This window comes from Pedobacter sp. SG908 (genome assembly GCF_011759615.1).
GTDB classification, from domain to species: Bacteria; Bacteroidota; Bacteroidia; order Sphingobacteriales; family Sphingobacteriaceae; genus Pedobacter; species Pedobacter riviphilus.
The window spans coordinates 194,532-211,904 of record NZ_JAAOYY010000003.1 but is presented as its reverse complement, the minus strand read 5'-3'; the positions used below and the strand labels follow the sequence as shown (position 1 = coordinate 211,904).

The 17,373-nt window shown below is 37.8% G+C and carries 9 protein-coding genes; 6 read left to right on the top strand and 3 right to left on the bottom strand.

Features of this window, described 5'->3' with window-relative positions; genetic code table 11:
• Positions 1-21: 21 nt before the first annotated feature.
• The 6 genes from lepB (at position 22) to FHT21_RS21530 (ending at position 12,032) form a co-directional block, all read left to right on the top strand.
• Positions 22-1,554 (top strand): signal peptidase I, encoded by a 1,533-nt coding sequence (lepB, locus tag FHT21_RS21555; RefSeq protein WP_167296807.1) that lies wholly within the window; start codon positions 22-24, stop codon positions 1,552-1,554.
• A gap of 148 nt (positions 1,555-1,702) precedes the next feature.
• A complete protein-coding gene (locus FHT21_RS21550) occupies positions 1,703-2,893 on the top strand; it encodes an ROK family protein (protein WP_167296806.1) in 1,191 nt (396 codons plus the stop codon).
• A 106-nt stretch (positions 2,894-2,999) separates the two neighbouring features.
• Positions 3,000-6,266, top strand: a complete 3,267-nt coding sequence (locus tag FHT21_RS21545; protein WP_167296805.1) for a SusC/RagA family TonB-linked outer membrane protein — start codon at positions 3,000-3,002, stop codon at positions 6,264-6,266.
• A gap of 19 nt (positions 6,267-6,285) precedes the next feature.
• Complete coding sequence (locus FHT21_RS21540; protein WP_167296804.1) at positions 6,286-7,878, top strand: SusD/RagB family nutrient-binding outer membrane lipoprotein; 1,593 nt, start codon at positions 6,286-6,288, stop codon at positions 7,876-7,878.
• 57 nt (positions 7,879-7,935) lie between these two features.
• A complete protein-coding gene (locus FHT21_RS21535) occupies positions 7,936-9,357 on the top strand; it encodes an alpha-L-fucosidase (protein WP_167296803.1) in 1,422 nt (473 codons plus the stop codon).
• 2 nt (positions 9,358-9,359) lie between these two features.
• Positions 9,360-12,032, top strand: a complete 2,673-nt coding sequence (locus tag FHT21_RS21530) for a glycoside hydrolase family 3 C-terminal domain-containing protein (protein ID WP_167296802.1) — start codon at positions 9,360-9,362, stop codon at positions 12,030-12,032.
• 304 nt (positions 12,033-12,336) lie between these two features.
• On the opposite strand, the gene FHT21_RS21525 is transcribed toward FHT21_RS21530, so the two are convergent.
• The 3 genes from FHT21_RS21525 to FHT21_RS21515 form a co-directional block, all read right to left on the bottom strand.
• The gene (locus tag FHT21_RS21525; RefSeq protein ID WP_167296801.1) at positions 12,337-13,422 is read right to left on the bottom strand and encodes an Ldh family oxidoreductase; all 1,086 of its coding nucleotides are present in this window, start codon (positions 13,420-13,422) and stop codon (positions 12,337-12,339) included.
• Between the two features lie 90 nt (positions 13,423-13,512).
• Positions 13,513-15,099, bottom strand: coding sequence for a bacillithiol biosynthesis cysteine-adding enzyme BshC (bshC, locus tag FHT21_RS21520; protein ID WP_167296800.1), 1,587 nt, complete (start codon positions 15,097-15,099; stop codon positions 13,513-13,515).
• A gap of 69 nt (positions 15,100-15,168) precedes the next feature.
• Positions 15,169-17,013 (bottom strand): alpha-L-fucosidase, encoded by a 1,845-nt coding sequence (locus FHT21_RS21515; protein ID WP_167296799.1) that lies wholly within the window; start codon positions 17,011-17,013, stop codon positions 15,169-15,171.
• Between the last annotated feature and the right edge of the window lie 360 nt (positions 17,014-17,373).

The window sequence follows — 17,373 nt, the reverse complement described above, 5'->3', positions numbered from 1 at the left end:
TAAACATATACATTTAAATAAATGGAATTAGCACATCTTTTTGGGGTATTAATTTTTTTAGCTCCGGTAGTAATTTTACAATATATAGGTCTTTGGAAACTTTTTGAAAAGGCGGGTAAACCTGGTTGGGAAGCGTTAGTGCCAATTTATAGTTTTTGGGTAATGTTAAAAATAACAGGAAGACCAGCTTGGTGGGTTATTCTTTACTTTATTCCTGTTGTTAACTTTTTTGTTGCTATAGGCGTAACTATAGATTTTGTAAAGTGTTTTGGTAAGTTCAAATTTTGGGAGCATGCTGCAACTGTTATCCTTTCATTTGTTGTTTTGCCATTATGGGGATTTGATAAAGGTGTAAAATATTTGGGCGAGTCTGCGACCGAAGAATTTAAGCAACAACACAAATATATTAAATCAAAAAATCGTGAATGGGCTGATGCAATTATTTTTGCTGTGGTGGCAGCAACCATGATTAGGGTATTCTTTATTGAAGCCTACACTATTCCATCTGGTTCGATGGAAAGGTCTTTGCTTATTGGCGATTTCCTTTTTGTAAGTAAGGTTAATTACGGTGCACGTATCCCGATGACTCCGATTGCTTTTCCTTTTGCTCACCATACAATGCCTTTAACCACCTCTACCAAAGCTTATTGGGATGGTGTGCAGTGGAAATATCACCGTTTACCAGGTTTATCTAAAATTAAGAGAAACGATGTTGTGGTATTCAACTTTCCCGAAGGAGATACGGTTGCCGTAGAAAACCAGGCAGAAAGTTATTATGCTTTAGAACGCAGTATGGGCCGGCAGCAGGTGAGAAGTACATTTACGATAATAGACCGCCCTGTAGATAAGCGGGAGAACTTTATTAAAAGATGTATTGGTATTCCGGGCGATGTAATTTCGATGAGCAATGGTATTGCCAATGTAAATGGCAAAAATGAGCCTTTAAAAAATACAGGTATGATGCCGTATCGCATCGAGTTTAAAACCATGGACTTTAATTATGCCGCACTTGATGAGTTTAACTTAAATTTAGGTGGAACACCACCTATTGCCGATAAGACCTATGTTGTAGATGCCTCGCCTGAAATTGCAGAAAAACTGAAAACTTTCGATTTTGTAAAATCGGTAACCTTAAGTCCTGATGCACCGGGGCCGGTTCAAGGCGGTGTTTTTCCAAACGATCCAAACAGAGCTTGGAACAGGGATAACTTCGGGCCGATTAAAATTCCTTCAAAAGGATGGACGGTTAAAATCGATAGCAATACCATGCCGCTGTATTATAGGGCAATTAGAACTTACGAAGGAAATAAAGTAGAGCAAAAAGCGGGCGTTTGGTATATTAATGATAAACCGGCTACTTCTTATACCTTTAAAATGGACTACTATTGGATGATGGGCGATAACCGCCACAACTCAGCCGATTCGCGCTATTGGGGTTTTGTACCCGAAGACCACATTGTAGGTAAAGCCTTATTTGTTTGGATGAGCTGGGATAGTACTGCATCTTTCTTGCATAAAATAAGATGGAGCAGGTTGTTTATGGGGATCCATTAATAAAATATAATTCTTTAAAAAAGGCGGATAATCAAAGATTATTCGCCTTTTTTGTTTATGGTCGATTGATAATTAACTTTTAAAAAAAATTAAAAAGTATTATGATGTTTTAAAAATATTTTTTAAGTTTGGACTGTAATCAAATATCATGTCTGTAATTGTAGAGAAAAATCAGCGCCTTAGGGCTGGTATTATTAAGCATTTATACTATAAGAAATCGCTATCACTTACAGATTTGAGTAAGCTGACGCAAAAGAGTTTGCCTTTGGTTACGGCTGTAGTTAATAATTTAATAGCTGAAGGCTATATTATAGAAGAGGGGTTCGCACCATCAACAGGTGGCAGAAGGGCTGCAATGTTCTTGATCAATCCAAATTTGAAAAAATATATTGTAGCCATTGCAATGGATCAGTTAACATCTAGGTTAACCATTTACGACCTCTCAAGAACAATGGTTACACCAATTCGGACTTTAGAGTTTGAGCTGTCATCAAAGGAAAGCAATATTGGCGACCTTGTAAATTTCATGAACACCAGTATCGATCAATCTGAAATCAACAGGACAGATATTTTAGGGGTTGGTATTGGTATGCCAGGTTTTGTTAATGCCGATGAAGGAATTAATCACTCTTTTCTTAAAGTTAAAGAAGGAACAACCTTACAAAATTATCTTTCTTCTAAAATCAATTTACCTGTATATATAGATAACGATTCTAGTTTGATTGCGCTGGCCGAATTAAATTTTGGGGAAGCTGTTAATTTAAAAGATGTAATGGTGGTTAATATTGGCTGGGGAACGGGCTTGGGAATGATTGTAAATGGTAAATTATACCGGGGTAGTAGTGGCAGTGCAGGTGAGTTTAGTCACATCCCACTTTCGAACAGTGACAATTTGTGTTCTTGTGGCAGAAGAGGCTGTTTAGAGGTTGATACTTCGTTATTGGTAATGGCTAAGCGGGCGGAAGAAGCAATAGCCGGAGGTGCTGAATCGAGCATGAAAAAACTGTTTGAAGACAAAAGTAAACACCCCGCTGATCATTTCTTATACGCTGTAAGTCAGCAAGATCCTGTGGCCATATCAGTATTGGCTAAAGCTATTTTTCAACTGGGCAAAGGAGTAGCCACATTAATCCATCTTTTAAACCCTCAGTGTATTGTTTTAAGTGGAAGAGGAGCTAAGGCAGGTAAAATGCTTTTGCCGCCAATCCAACAAGCTATCCATGAATTTTGTATTCCACGAATAGCAGAACAAACCAAAATAAAACTCTCTACTCTAACGGATGAAGCTGAATTATTGGCTGCTGGAAGTTTGATAGTAGAGTATAATCAATTTGACTAAAGAGATTCTTAAACATAAAACAAATATATATATGCAAAAATAAAAAATCAACTTACTAAGTCTCGCACTACCTTAAACTTATTTTAAACTAACTAAACTAAAAATTATGAAAAAGACATACTTAAAGTGCTTAAGTATGCTGTTATTGTGTTTTTTAACAATAACAGTTTTTGCACAGAACAATATTACCGGTACGGTAAAAGACGCATCGGGGCCGCTGCCAGGTGTAAGTGTATCTGTTAAGGGTACAGCAAAAGTTACGCAAACTGATGGGAATGGGAAATTTTCTATTAGTGTAAATCCAAACGATGTTTTGGTTTTTACTGCAATCGGTTACACTAGGCAAGAGCTAAGTGTAGGTAATCAATCTTCAATAAGCGTAATCTTAAAAGAAAGTACAAATCAATTAGACGAGGTGAATGTAGTTACTACTGCTCTCGGTATCAAAAGACAAGAAAAATCTTTAGGCTACGCAGTAAGCACGGTAACTGCCAAGCAGCTTACTGAGGCAGGTAATACTAACTTTGCTTCCGCTTTATATGGTAAAGCAGCTGGAGTTAAAATTACAACAGCCCCAGGTGGTGCTAGTAGTGCTGTAAACGTTCAGATCAGGGGTATTAACTCCATTAACTACAATCAGCAACCTTTATATGTTGTGGATGGTGTGATGATTAGAAATGATGGACAAAATGGTGCTGCTGGTGCTAATAACAACAACTATTGGGATGATCAACGCGTTCGTGGTAATGGTATCTTAGATATTAACCCTGCAGATATCGAAAGTTTAACCGTATTAAAAGGAGCAAGTGCATCTGCGCTTTATGGCTCTGATGCAGCTAGTGGAGTTGTAGTAATTACAACAAAAAAAGGTTCAAAGAACAGAGGTTTAGGAGTTGATTTTAACTACCAAGGTTCTATTGATCAGGTTGCTTTCTTGCCTAATTTTCAAAACACTTACGGACCGGGTTATGATAGAGAAACTAACGTAGCAAACGGTGCAACTGAAGAAGGCTGGATCGCAGATGCAGGTTCTCCAAGTGGTTTCAGACCGTATTTCAGAGCTTATGCGAATTTTGGTCCTAAAATGGAAGGCCAACAAGTAAGATGGTGGGATGGTTCAATTCGTTCATACTCTCCTCAACCAAATAACTACAGAGATGTATACCAAAATGGATATACTTCTAATGCAAACGTTGCAATTTCTAATCAGACAGAAGGCGTTAACTATCGCTTCTCTGCTTCTCGTTTAGATTATAAAGGTACTCAACCGGGAAATACCGGTGCTAAAAATACCTTTAACTTAAATTCTACAATTAAACTTGCACCAAAATTATCTGCAGATGTGATCGTGAGTTATGTAAATACCATTACCAAAAACAGACCTTATCAATTAGGCCAGGTTTTAGGTTCATTTGGTGGGTTTTTCAGCCGTGCGGAAGATATGAGCTTGATGAAAGAAAGATTCCAAACGAGTAATGGTTACAAATATGCTACTTTTGATCAAACTGCTCGCCCTGAACCATTCCTTTTCAATATCAGAGCTACTAATTTGTTGGATTTCTATTGGCAACAATTGAAAAACCAATATGACGAAAATGAAAACAGATTGTTATCTAGTTTCACTTTAAACTATGATGTAGCTAAAAATTTAAAACTAAGAGGTCGTATTGGTAATGATTATACCAGTGCTAAAACAGAGAATCGTCAATTTACTGAAATTCCTACAGCTTTAAACGGTAACACAAGTACAGGTTCTTATACTACAACTCAGGGACAATATTCAGTACTTTATGGAGATGCGTTATTAACTTATTCTAATAAAATCGGCAAAGATTTTGGTTTATCTGTAAGTGGTGGTTACCAAGGTAGAAAAGAGACTTACAAAGACTTAAAATCTAATACCAGAGATGGATTAGTTACAGAGAACTTTTTTGCTTTATCCAACTCATTTGGCGTTGCTGAAACTTCTGAAACTCGTAAAGAGCAACTTAAATACGCTTACTTAGGGATTATGAACTTAAGCTATAAAGATTTCTTATTTGCAGAAGGTACAGCCAGACAAGAATATGTTTCTACTCTTCCTCCAGGAAACAATCAATACTCTTATTATTCAGTAAACAGTGGTTTTGTATTTAGTGATCTTTGGAAATTACCAAAATTCTGGAGTTATGGTAAACTGAGAGCTTCTTATGGTGTGGTAGGTAATGCCCCTCCAATTTATGAAGCTAATGTTTCTTATACTCAAACTTCGCAACAAACGATTAACGGTTCAGTACCTACATTAGTTCCTGCAAGAGCTTATGGTAACCTAGGTTTAATGCCAGAAAAGAAACATGAAGCCGAGTTTGGCTTAGAAACTAGATTCTTAAATGGAAGATTGGGTTTGGATGTTAGTTATTATGACAACAAGATCAAAAACCAAATTTTACCATTGGAAGTAAGTTCTACAAATGGCGCTCAAAGTCAAATTGTAAACGTTGGAGAAATTGGGAATAAGGGTTTCGAGATTGCCTTAAATGCCACCCCAGTTTCTGGGAAATTTAGATGGGATACGCGTTTAAACTTTTCAACCAATAAATCAAAAGTAAATTCATTAAAAGATGCCAATTCGGAGATCAATTTCTATTCTTCAGATCAAGCTACAGCTAAAATCGTGGCCAGAGCTGGAGAAGAATTGGGTAACATTTATATCCGTCCTAGAAAAACGGATGCGAATGGCAATTACTTAATCAGTGATGATGGTTACTATGTAATGGATAACTCTGTTTATGTTAAGGCAGGAAACATCATGCCGAAAGCAGTTGGAGGTTTCTCTAATACTTTTAGCTATGGAAACTTTGCATTAGATGTTACCATCGACTATCGTTTCGGTGGTAAAATGATTGCTCCTAATTTGAAATACATGCGCGGTGCAGGTATGTTAGAGAATTCAATGGAGTTTAGAGATGCGGCTAACGGCGGTTTAAGTTATACTAGTAATGGTAAAACCTACAACGATGGTGTAGTTTTGAAAGGTGTAAATCAAACCACCGGATTGCCAAACACTAAAGTGCTTTCTGCTGCTGATTACTACTTAACTACTTATAACTGGGGTGAGGGTTCATTAACCGAAGCAGAGATTTTTGATAACGATTATATCAAGATGAGAGAGGTTGTATTGAGCTATAAAATTCCAGCTTCTTTCACTAAAAAACTGAAAATTTCTAATTTAAGATTTTCATTGATCGGACGTAACTTGTTTTACATCCACAGAACTTTGAAAGATCTAGATCCAGAGGCACCGCTTGGAAACAAATGGTGGTCGCAAGGTGTAGATGTGGGCTCAACAGCTGCATCTAGAAACTTTGGATTCTCATTAAATGCAAATTTTTAGTCAAAACAAATAAGATATTATGAAAAAGTTAATCATAAAAGCAAGTTTTCTTTTATTGTCGCTAACAACTGTGCTTGGTTGCAAAAAAGATATTGATGAAAAATTTAACAATCCGGAAAAGGTTTTAGACCCGAACTTGCCAGGATTGTTTACAGCCATGCTAAACAATGATCGCGTAGCTGCTAAATATTGGAATGTGCGTACTTTCTTAAGCCAAATGCCGGGAGTTTATGCGCAGACCACTTATATCTCAAATGGAAATACCATTTATCAGCAAAGCGATAGTTATTCACAACAATATTGGGATGATTTTTACAGCACTGGTGGAAATGGGAGTGGCCCGTTAACAATCTATAGAGTAATGGAAGGAAAGTATAGTTCTCTTTCTGCAGCAGATCAAGCTAGTCAGAAAATTATTATGCAGGCGGCCAAAGTAGTTTTATTAGAACAGGCTGCTAAAATGGTAGATTTGTGGGGTGATATCCCTTATTCAGCCGCAGGTAGCTTACCAACAAACAGTACAATTAGTAATCCTAAATATGATGAGCAAAAGGCATTATATACTTCTTTTATTGCTGATTTAGATGCTGCTGCTACTTTTTTTAAATCTGCTACTACTACGGCAGCATTTGCTAAATCTGATATTCTTCTTAAAGGAGATGTTAGCAAGTGGACCCGCTATGCTAACTCTTTAAGGTTAAGATTATTAATGCGTATTTCAAAAACAGATGAAGCGACTGCAAAAACTGCTGTTTTACAAATGTTAGGTAACCAAACTGCATATCCATTGGTAGATGGAGGTAATATTGGTACTTATAACCCAGGTAACTCAGATGTGTTATTACAGCCTTTAACAAATAGTACAAGTGATTTGCATGATGCATTTTTTGAAGGTAGCTGGTATGCTACTGATTATATGCTAAATACCGTTTTGTTACCAGCAAATGATCCACGTATTCCTGTATTATATGATAAATTCGGTCGTACAGTAGCAGGTAAGTTTGTCCAGAATGCTACTTATAGAGCTATGCCAGTAACTTTTACAACCGCGCAGCAAGAATCAAGCTTTGCTGATTATTCAGTATTAGATTCAGCAACATTTGTTTTCAACCAAAAACTTCCTGGAATTTTAATCACAGCATCAGAGGTTAACTTATTAAAAGCAGAAGCATTTGAGCGTTGGGGAAGTACAACCGATGCAAAAACGGCATATGATGTTGCTTTAAGACAATCTGTTGCTTTCTATTACTACCTTAATAATTTAAATCAAGGTGCTTATGTTAAATTAGAAGCTCCGGCTGCTGCAACAGTAGATACTTGGGTAAACGCTTCTACTGCAGCATATACTGGTGCTTCAACAGATAAATTAACAAAAATTTACACTCAAAAATGGGTACACTTTGGTGTTCTACAATCAACAGAGGCATGGTCGGAGTATAGAAGAACTGGTTTCCCTGTATTAACATTCCCTACAAACGGAAAACAAGTAGGTTATGAGACCCCTCCAACAAGATTGGTTTATCCAGCAAAAGAGAAAACTTTAAATAGTGCAAACTATCAGGCTGTACAAGCTAAAGATACCCGCAAAACTAAAATATTCTGGATGCCTTAATCCTTTTTAAATTAAATCCCGGCAGAAACTGCCGGGATTTTTAATTATATTAAAAATATGAAATTACCTAGCCTTTTAATTGCCTTTATCTGTTGCGTCAATATCGCTTTTGCTCAACGAAACGATATCCTCAAAGAATCAACCAAATATGAATGGCCCAAAGATGAAGCAGTAAAAAAGAAATTAGAATACTGGCAAGACCAAAAATTTGGGATGATTATCCACTGGGGTTTATATGCTGTTCCTGGAATTATTGAATCTTGGTCAATCTGTTCGGAAGACTGGATTGACAGAGACAGTACAATAAAGTACGATGATTACAAGAAATGGTATTGGGGATTAAATGAAAAGTTTAACCCAACAAAATTTAACCCCGAGCAATGGGCAAAGGCCGGTAAAGATGCTGGAATGAAATACCTGGTTTTTACCACCAAACATCATGATGGCTTTGCTATGTTCGATACTAAACAATCTGATTTTAGCATTGCAAAAGGTCCATTTGCCAACAACCCTAAAAAAGATGTTGCTAAATATGTATTCGATGCTTTTCGGAAGCAGAATTTTATGATCGGTGCTTATTTTTCAAAGCCCGACTGGCATTCGCAATACTATTGGTGGGATAAATATGCTACTGCAGATAGAAATAACAACTACGACATCAGAAAGAATCCATGGCGGTGGAATATGTTCAAAAGCTATACTCAGAACCAGATTGGCGAGTTGATGAACAATTACGGAAGCATCGATATTTTGTGGTTAGATGGCGGTTGGGTAAGGCCTTTAGCATCGGTAAATGAAGAAGTACTTTCATGGGGAGCACCTATTCCAGCGTGGAGCCAGGATATTGATATGCCAAAGATTGCCGCTGATGCCCGGAAAGCACAGCCTGGGTTAATTATGGTCGACCGTACCGTACATGGTCAGTTCGAAAATTACCAGACTCCTGAACAAAAAATCCCCGAAAAACAATTGGATTATCCTTGGGAGAGCTGTATGACCTTAGGCGGTGCATGGGGTTTTGTCCCTAATGATCAATATAAACCTGCAGCTGAAGTAGTGCACAAACTGGTAGAAATTGTAGCCAAAGGCGGAAGTTTGTTATTGGGTGTTGGTCCGAAAGCAGATGGAACTTTACCTGATGATGTAATTAAAAAATTAGAAGAAATTGGGCACTGGACCTCAAAAAATGGTGCTGCCATTTATGGAACGCGCATCACCAAAAACTATCATGACGGGCAAAACTGGTTTACCCAGAGTAAAGATGGTAAAACCATTTATGGTATCAGTTTGCTTGATCGTAACCTGCCTAAAGAAATTTCCTGGCAGGGAAGTATTCCTAAAAAAGGGACTTCTATTATGCTGTTAAGTAATAAGCAAAAAGTAAAATGGAAGCTGATAAATGGCAAAGTACATTTTGATTTTCCAAAAACCGAGGAGAAAATTGCTTTGACTTTTTCTTTTACGCCCGAAACCAATTAGTAATGCTGAAACAGAGAAGATATCTATATTTATTGCCTGCATTGTTTTTATGCAGCAGCCTTTTTGCTCAGGTTAAAAAAGGACAATCTTTGCCCTATAAAAATCCAAAATTAAATATTGATTTAAGGGTAAAAGACCTGATTTCGAGAATGACTCCTGAAGAGAAATTCTGGCAGTTATTTATGATTCCGGGTGATGTAACCGAAACAAATAAAGAACAGTTTAAGCACGGTATTTTTGGTTTGCAAGTAAGTGCGGCGGCACAAGGAAGTGGCAATGCACAACAGATGTTAACCTACAATACCTCTGAAGATGGACTTTCTCTTGCTAAAAAGGTTAATAAAATTCAAAAATACTTTATTGAAGAAACCCGTTTGGGTATTCCGATTATTCCATTTGATGAGGCTTTACATGGATTGGTTAGGCAGGGCGCTACAGCTTTTCCACAATCAATCGGTTTAGCTGCAAGTTTCGATACTCTTTTAGTGGCCAAGATTGGCACGGCTATCGCTAAGGAAGCAAGGGCCCGTGGTTTGAGAGATCTTCTGGCTCCTGTAATTAATATGGCTACAGATGTAAGATGGGGCAGGGTAGAAGAAACCTACGGAGAAGACCCTTATCTCACCACTGTGCTGGGCCATGCTTTTATGAATGCCATAGAAAGGCAGAATATCATCGTTACCCCAAAACATTTTATTGCCAATGTTGGCGATGGCGGTCGGGATAGCTACCCGATTGAGATGGATAAACATTTTTTAGAAGAAATTCACTTTCCAGCATTTAAAGACGGAGTTAAAAATGTAGGCATCCGTTCATTAATGACTTCCTATAACAGCGTTTTTGGCTCTCCGGCAACTTCAAATAAATGGCTACTTACTACTAAACTGAAAACAGAATGGGGCTTTAAAGGTTTCGTAATTTCTGATGCAGGTGCGGTTGGAGGTGCCAATGTATTACATTTTACGGCTAAGGATTATAAAGATGCCACGGCACAATCAATTAACGCAGGCCTTGATGTAATCTTCCAGGTAGATTATAACCATTACAAACTTTTTCTTCCTGCATTTTTAGATGGCAGCATTCCAAAATCGAGAATAGATGATGCATTGGCAAGGGTTCTGAAAGCTAAATTCGAATTGGGCCTGTTTGAGCATCCTTACGTAGATGAAAGTATTGCCGAAAAGATGTTGAACGATCAAAGTAATCGCAATCTGGCCAAAGAGGCCGCTTTAAAATCTTTCGTGCTCCTAAAAAACGATAACAATATACTTCCGCTAAAAAGTGCAAAACAAATTTTATTATTAGGTGAAGATGCAATAGAAGCCAGGTTAGGTGGATATAGTGGTACTGGAAATAATAAAATAAATATTTTGGATGGGCTAAAAAATGCAGTATCCAATGAAGTTAAAATCAATTATTTAAAAGGCAGTACCCGAGAGCTTCAATCTTATATTCCTGTAGATAGCCAGTTTCTTTCTGTCAACCAAAAGGCAGGGTTAACCGGAAGTTATTTTAAAGGGCTTTACCTCTCCGGAAAACCTGTTAAAGAAGTAAATGATAAAGCTGTTAATTTCAGTTGGACATTATACCCACCAGACGAGCAGCTGCAGCTGGATGATTATTCGGTGCGGTGGGATGGTAAAATTAAAGTGCCACAAAATGCTGATGTTAATATCGGATTGGAAGGAAACGATGGTTACCGATTATACCTCGATAACCAATTAATGATCGATAATTGGGACAAAAAGTCTTTTAGTACCAAAACAGTTCCTTTTCATTTCGAGAAAAATAAGGAGTATGCAATTAAAATCGAGTTTTTCGAGCCTAAGGGCAACGGTAAAATCAAATTGATCTGGGATTATGGCATCACGAAATCCAACGAAATAACTGATGCAGTAGCTGCAGCCAAGAATAACGATGCAATCGTATTTGTTGCGGGTATAAAAGAGGGGGAATTTTTAGATCGGGCAATGTTAAATCTTCCAGGCAACCAGGAATTGTTGTTGGAAGAACTTGCGAAAACAGGAAAACCTATTATCGTTGTATTAACTGGTGGAAGTGCCATCAACATGCAGCCCTGGTTAAATAAAGTAAATGCGGTTTTAAATGTGTGGTACCCTGGCGAGGCAGGAGGTACTGCCGTTGCTGATGTATTGCTCGGAAAAGTAAATCCATCGGGTAAACTTCCAATTACTTACCCGATTGACGAATCGCAGTTACCCCTGGTTTACAACCACAAACCTACCGGAAGAGGCGATGATTACAACAACTTAAGTGGCGAACCGCTTTTTCCGTTTGGGTATGGATTAAGTTATACCAACTTTTCTTACCAAAATTTGAAGTTTGACCGCAAAAGCATTGCTAAAAATGAAACCGCTAACTTAAGCTTCGAACTTAAAAATACAGGCAATTATGATGGTGAAGAAGTGGTGCAGCTGTACATGAGGCCGCTTTTAAGCAAACTAGCACAGCCTGTTCTTGCATTGAGAGCTTTCCAAAGAGTACATTTAAAGGTCGGTGAAACAAAGATCATTTCATTCAAACTGGATAAAGAGGTGCTTCAAACACTAAATATCAATAATGTTTGGGAAGTGGCTCCAGGCGAATATAGAATGATGATTGGATCATCAAGCAAAACACTTTATCTAAAAGATAATTTAACTGTTAAACCTTAAAAATACACCCTTTATGGTTGGGTATAAACCATATCAAGTAATAGTTGCCGCAGATTCTGGTTAAATCTGCGGCTTTTTTATGTGTGTTCTCTTGATTCCGTCCTCCTGAATTTATTTCAGGATCTAATCTCAAAGAGTTAAATTGTCATTCTCCTGTCCGTAGAGCCCTTCGGAACTCTACGGACAGATTGGGTGTCATGTAGCGTAGTCGAAGGGTTTTTAAAGTAAAAAAAAGAATTACCCGTCCAGCTTTGCGAACTTGGCGCCTTTATCTCCGCGCTCTTTGCGGTTAAATAAAGATGAATTATTTCAATTCTTCAATCCTCAATTTCACAGCCAATTCATTCAGGTCTTTTACCACTACATCAATTAATGGAATACCGCTGATTTTCCTTTCCTGCTCAAATTCATGTTCAGGTTCGCCAGGAATGATTACTTTTTTATCAGGATCTATCGTTTTTGCGCTTTTAAAACGTTCTACCCAATTATCCAAATGAGTTTTAAAGTCTGCTGCTGGTCTGAAGCCATCTACACGCATAGCACCTAAAAAGTGGCCAAGTCCTTCTCCAACCGGATTCGCCGATGGCTCTAAAAATGCGACAAAAGGGGGCACCCATGGACCGTAATTAGCGCCAGATAACACCGCTGATAAAATATCGACTGTAGCACTCAGGCCATAACCTTTATGGCTACCATGATCTTTATCACTGCCTAAAGGAAGAAGCGAACCACCGTTTTTTAATTCGTTCGGATCTGTAGAATTTTCTCCGCTTTTATCCTGAACCCAGCCATCAGGGATACTTTTATTGGCACGTTGGGCTATTTCCAGTTTTCCGTTAGCTGCGGCTGCCGTGGCCATATCTACAATTACTGGTGGGTATTTTCCTGCCGGGAAAGCATAACACATGGGGTTGGTACCCAGTAAACGTTCGTTAGCATAAGTAGGAGCCACCAAAGGGCTGGCGTTAGTCATACTGATACCGATCATATCTTTTTCTACCGCCATTAAAGCATGGTAACCTGCAATACCGAAGTGATTGGAATTTTTAACCGACACCCATCCACTGCCATATTTTTCTGCTTTTTCGATAGCAACTTTCATCGCGAAAGGCGCCACAACCAGGCCCAATCCGGCATCGCCATCTACTGTTGCTGTGGTCGGGGTTTCATGTACAATTTTAATGTCTGGTGTGGCATTAATCCTTTTCTTTTCCCAAAGGCGTACGTAGCCACTTAAACGCGCAACACCATGCGAGTCGATTCCACGTAAATCTGAGCGGATCAATACATCGGTTGCTAAGTTGGCATGCTCATCAGAACAGCCTATTTTTTTAAAAACGTTATAAGTAAAAGCTCTGAGGTTGGTTTCGGTAAAAGTGATGAAGTTCATAATATACTATTTGTCGTCACCCTGAATTTATTTCAGGGGCTTGTTTGATAGATGCTGAAACAAGTTCAGCATGACGAATCTAAAAATAAATTAAGGCAATAAAACAGTAAAATCGCCGCCCAGTGGTTCAAAGTTTTCTATACATGAAGAAAGAAAATCTTCTCCATAATTCACATACATCGGCGCAATATTCAAGGTTCTTTCCTGAAGTGCTCCATTCGGGAAAAGTCTTTTCTTGACATTGTCAATCTGCAGCAATGCCATTTCATGTTTCCTTTTCTCTGCACGGAACAGTTTCTTTTCTAGGTTAGCTAACAAATGGTTGGTTCGTTGTTTTGCCGTATCAGTAGAAACAGAAAGTGTTTTCTCTATTTTATAGGCATTTAGCTTAATTTGATCGAATATGCTGTTAATGGCCCTGGTTTCATCGGCCAAGCTCAATTGGGCAGTTGTATTTCGCTTTACCCAAATGTTTTTTAACTCTTCAACTGGTAAAAATATATCTTCTAAAGAAAAACCTAAGTGGTATAAATTCTGTGCACTGCGTTTATCAATCAATAAAGCTGAGTTACGAAGTAATAAAACTGGGAAATCAACTTTATAAAAGTCGAAATTTGCCTTTAACTGCATCCAGTAAGCTACTTCTGCACCGCCACCTATATAAGCAATGTTTGGCAAAATCACTTCCTGGTACATGGGGCGCATCACCACATTCGGACTAAACCGCTCAGGATGTGATTCGATTTCGGCTTTTAGTTCCGCTTCGGTAAAACTAATGTCTGTATGATTTACAATGTATTTTCCTTTTTCGAAGATCAAACGCTCACGCAAATTATCAATCAGGTAAAAGAAATTAATATCACGGCCATTCACCTGGGTTTTATAGCCTAAATCCTCCAGGTTTTTCGAGCTGCTTTCTATATTTTTCGCACTGTTGTGCTGAATAATATCTTCGGTAATGATATTCGCGAATTGTTTTTTTAACTGCGCATTATCTGCATTTACAATTACCAAACCATATTTCTCGAATAAGTTATTCACTAAAAACCTGGTGGCATCGGCTAAATTGTCGTGTTGCAAATAAGCCTGCTCTACCAATTTGGCAATCCGTTTTCCATTTTTAGAAATCCCAAGGTATCCTTTATATGCAGTTACTGCAGCAGCAACGGTTTGGGTGCTTAATCTTCCGGTGGCGCCATTGGTAGCTTGTATCCAGCTAATGTTTTTTTCATCAACACTTACGTGGTTAATTTCATCAAAATCATGATCTTCTGTTGCCATCCAATAAACCGGAACAAAGTTTTTATCTGGGTGAGCCATTTTTAACTCGATGGCTAAATTAATGGTGGTTACAATCTTGTAAATAAAATAAAGCGGACCGGTAAAAAGGTTCAACTGGTGGCCCGTTGTAACTGTAAAGGTATTCGCTGAACCTAAAAGTTCTATGTTTTTGGTAACTGATTTATTGGGTTGTAAATGCCGATATTGATCTTGTAAAACCTGTACTAGGGTTGCCCGGTTTCCAAGGAAATTTCTATGCTCAATTGCTTTTGCTAAGCCCTCCATATCAGGACGATAGCTGTAAAAAGATTTAAGCTGTTTTTCGTCGTTAATATAATCTAAAACCAGTTTTGAAAATGATCCGGTTTCCTTATATGAGATATATTTTGCCTGCATGATGTGCGAAAGTAATGCAATTTAAGGATAATCGTAAAGTTGAACCACTATTTTACAATTGTTAAATAATTATAGATTGCTTTCAATGGCACCAACTTTTTCACGGTACAAATCAATCGGGCTATCTAAAAGCACCGCAATTACCGTTAATTCTGGATCTAATTTATCTTTAGGCACAGGAATGTAAACAATACCTGGTATTTTGCTCCAGTACAGTTTGTTATAAATTTCATGCGGAAGCATGGTACCTTCACCCACAATCCTAATCCTACTGATATTATTTTTTAAACCTTTAATGGCAATTGGGCCGGTTGGTGCGCCTTCTACAAATAAGTAAAGAGTTTGTTTATCTGCAGAAAGTGCCGTATTGCCCTGGTAATGTCCGCTGGGGATGCCTTTTCCTGTTTTGTAAAGGACCTCGGCATTTTTGATTACCCAGTTACTAATCTTTTGATCTACGTTTTTAACTCCAGGGTTAAAGTCTAAGCCATCAGCAGGTAAACTGGTATTCTGAAATATATTTGTACCTGCATTTAAGTTAATGGCCAGCCTGCTCAGGTTTAAGTTGGTTAAACCCCGCTGCTTGGGCGCAGCATATAAGTCTGTCAGCGAAAGGCTTTCCTGTTTGTCTTCAGCGAGCTGAATAGGGCCGTTTAATGATACTTTTAGAACGGTTACATCGCTGTCAAAATCGGCATCTTTTAAATTAAGCAGATAATCTGTTTCATTTAATTGAATCGAATATACCTGTGCTTTGCTCCCAATTACTTCAATTTTGTTGATTCTCGATTTTATTCCCGACAGTAAAATTCCATTTTTTGTTTTATAATCGAGATACAGATACAATATATCTTTGTTTTTGGATAAAGCAGTCTTTCCATTGATGTGCCCGTTCGGAATTCCAGCTTGTGTACTGTAAATTGCTTCTGCATGTTTGTTGGTCCAGCGACCCAAATCTTTTAAAATCTTTACTTGTTCTGGCGCAATAGTACCATCTGCTTTTGGTCCAATATCAAGCAATAAATTTCCGCCCATGCTAATGCAATCAACCAGGGTACGGATAATCATATTTGACGATTTGTAGTGATTGTCGTAAGGTTGATAGCCCCATGAGTCGTTCATGGTGTAACACAATTCCCACTCTGGTGATGTAGGCCTTACCACCGGCACGCCTTGTTCGGGAGTATCGTAATCACCATGACCATTTAAACGCGAATTGATAATGATGCTCTGGTTTACCTTACGTAAATTTTCCAATATGTTTTTGGCTTGCCATTCTTCGCCACTATGCTCCCAATCGCCATCAAACCATACTAAATCGGGATTGTACTGATTAGAAAGTTCGTTTAACTGTCCCTGAAAATAGTTCTGGAATTTTTTAAAGCGGGCAGGATCTTGTTTGTAATCATACCGTTTACGATCGCGGGTAAAACCATCATAATCCGTATAACTCCAATCGGGTAATGAAAAATATAAACCTGTTTTAAGGCCTGATTTTTTGAGTTCAGCCACAAATGGTGTAATTAAATCTTTTTTAGCTGCACTGTTCTTTACTGTAGTGGTGGCATTTGGCATTTTACTGTCCCAAAGGGCAACGCCATCATGATGTTTGGTGGTAATTACCGCATATTTAGCACCACTTTCTTTAATCAAATTTACCCATTCTTCTGGTTTGTATTTTGCGGCGGTAAAACCATTGAGTTGTTTCATGTAAGCATCGTGGTTAATATAGTTGTTAAAAAACGACCACGATTCGGAAATGCCATTAACAGAATAAATGCCCCAATGGATGAAAATACCCAGTTTGGCATCTGCAAACCATTGCATTTTTTGATCAGAATTTTTTTGTTGAGCGTTTAGCCTGCTCACTATAAATAAAGGGAATAAAACAATAAAAAACTTAAAATAACGCATGATGTTGTTTAGTATATCTAAACGTTAAATATAATGTTTTAGAGCTGTTTTTTAAACAAAAATTGGGTGTGAAGTCTGATATTACCTGACTGGAGATTGATTTAGTAAGAAAGTTTGCAAACAGGTATTATCATCTGGTTAATAAAAGTGGCTTATTCTTTGCTTGAAAATCAATATGTTCAGTTATATTCCAGTACATCCGCAATTAAAAAGCATTTCCCGAAGGGATAACTTTGATGTCTCTTTTATAATTAATTTTAGCCGTAATTATTGTTTCGAAAAAGTAAGCATTACCAATTATCTTTTCAGTGTCTGATAGAGATATCTGACACTACAACAAACTTTCACCCATAAAAAAGC

Coding starts and splice junctions, on each gene's coding strand:
- lepB (WP_167296807.1), top strand. CDS start 22: ATGGAATTAGCACATCTTTTTGGGGTATTAATTTTTTTAGCTCCGGTA.
- FHT21_RS21550 (WP_167296806.1), top strand. CDS start 1,703: ATGTCTGTAATTGTAGAGAAAAATCAGCGCCTTAGGGCTGGTATTATT.
- FHT21_RS21545 (WP_167296805.1), top strand. CDS start 3,000: ATGAAAAAGACATACTTAAAGTGCTTAAGTATGCTGTTATTGTGTTTT.
- FHT21_RS21540 (WP_167296804.1), top strand. CDS start 6,286: ATGAAAAAGTTAATCATAAAAGCAAGTTTTCTTTTATTGTCGCTAACA.
- FHT21_RS21535 (WP_167296803.1), top strand. CDS start 7,936: ATGAAATTACCTAGCCTTTTAATTGCCTTTATCTGTTGCGTCAATATC.
- FHT21_RS21530 (WP_167296802.1), top strand. CDS start 9,360: ATGCTGAAACAGAGAAGATATCTATATTTATTGCCTGCATTGTTTTTA.
- FHT21_RS21525 (WP_167296801.1), bottom strand. CDS start 13,422: ATGAACTTCATCACTTTTACCGAAACCAACCTCAGAGCTTTTACTTAT.
- bshC (WP_167296800.1), bottom strand. CDS start 15,099: ATGCAGGCAAAATATATCTCATATAAGGAAACCGGATCATTTTCAAAA.
- FHT21_RS21515 (WP_167296799.1), bottom strand. CDS start 17,013: ATGCGTTATTTTAAGTTTTTTATTGTTTTATTCCCTTTATTTATAGTG.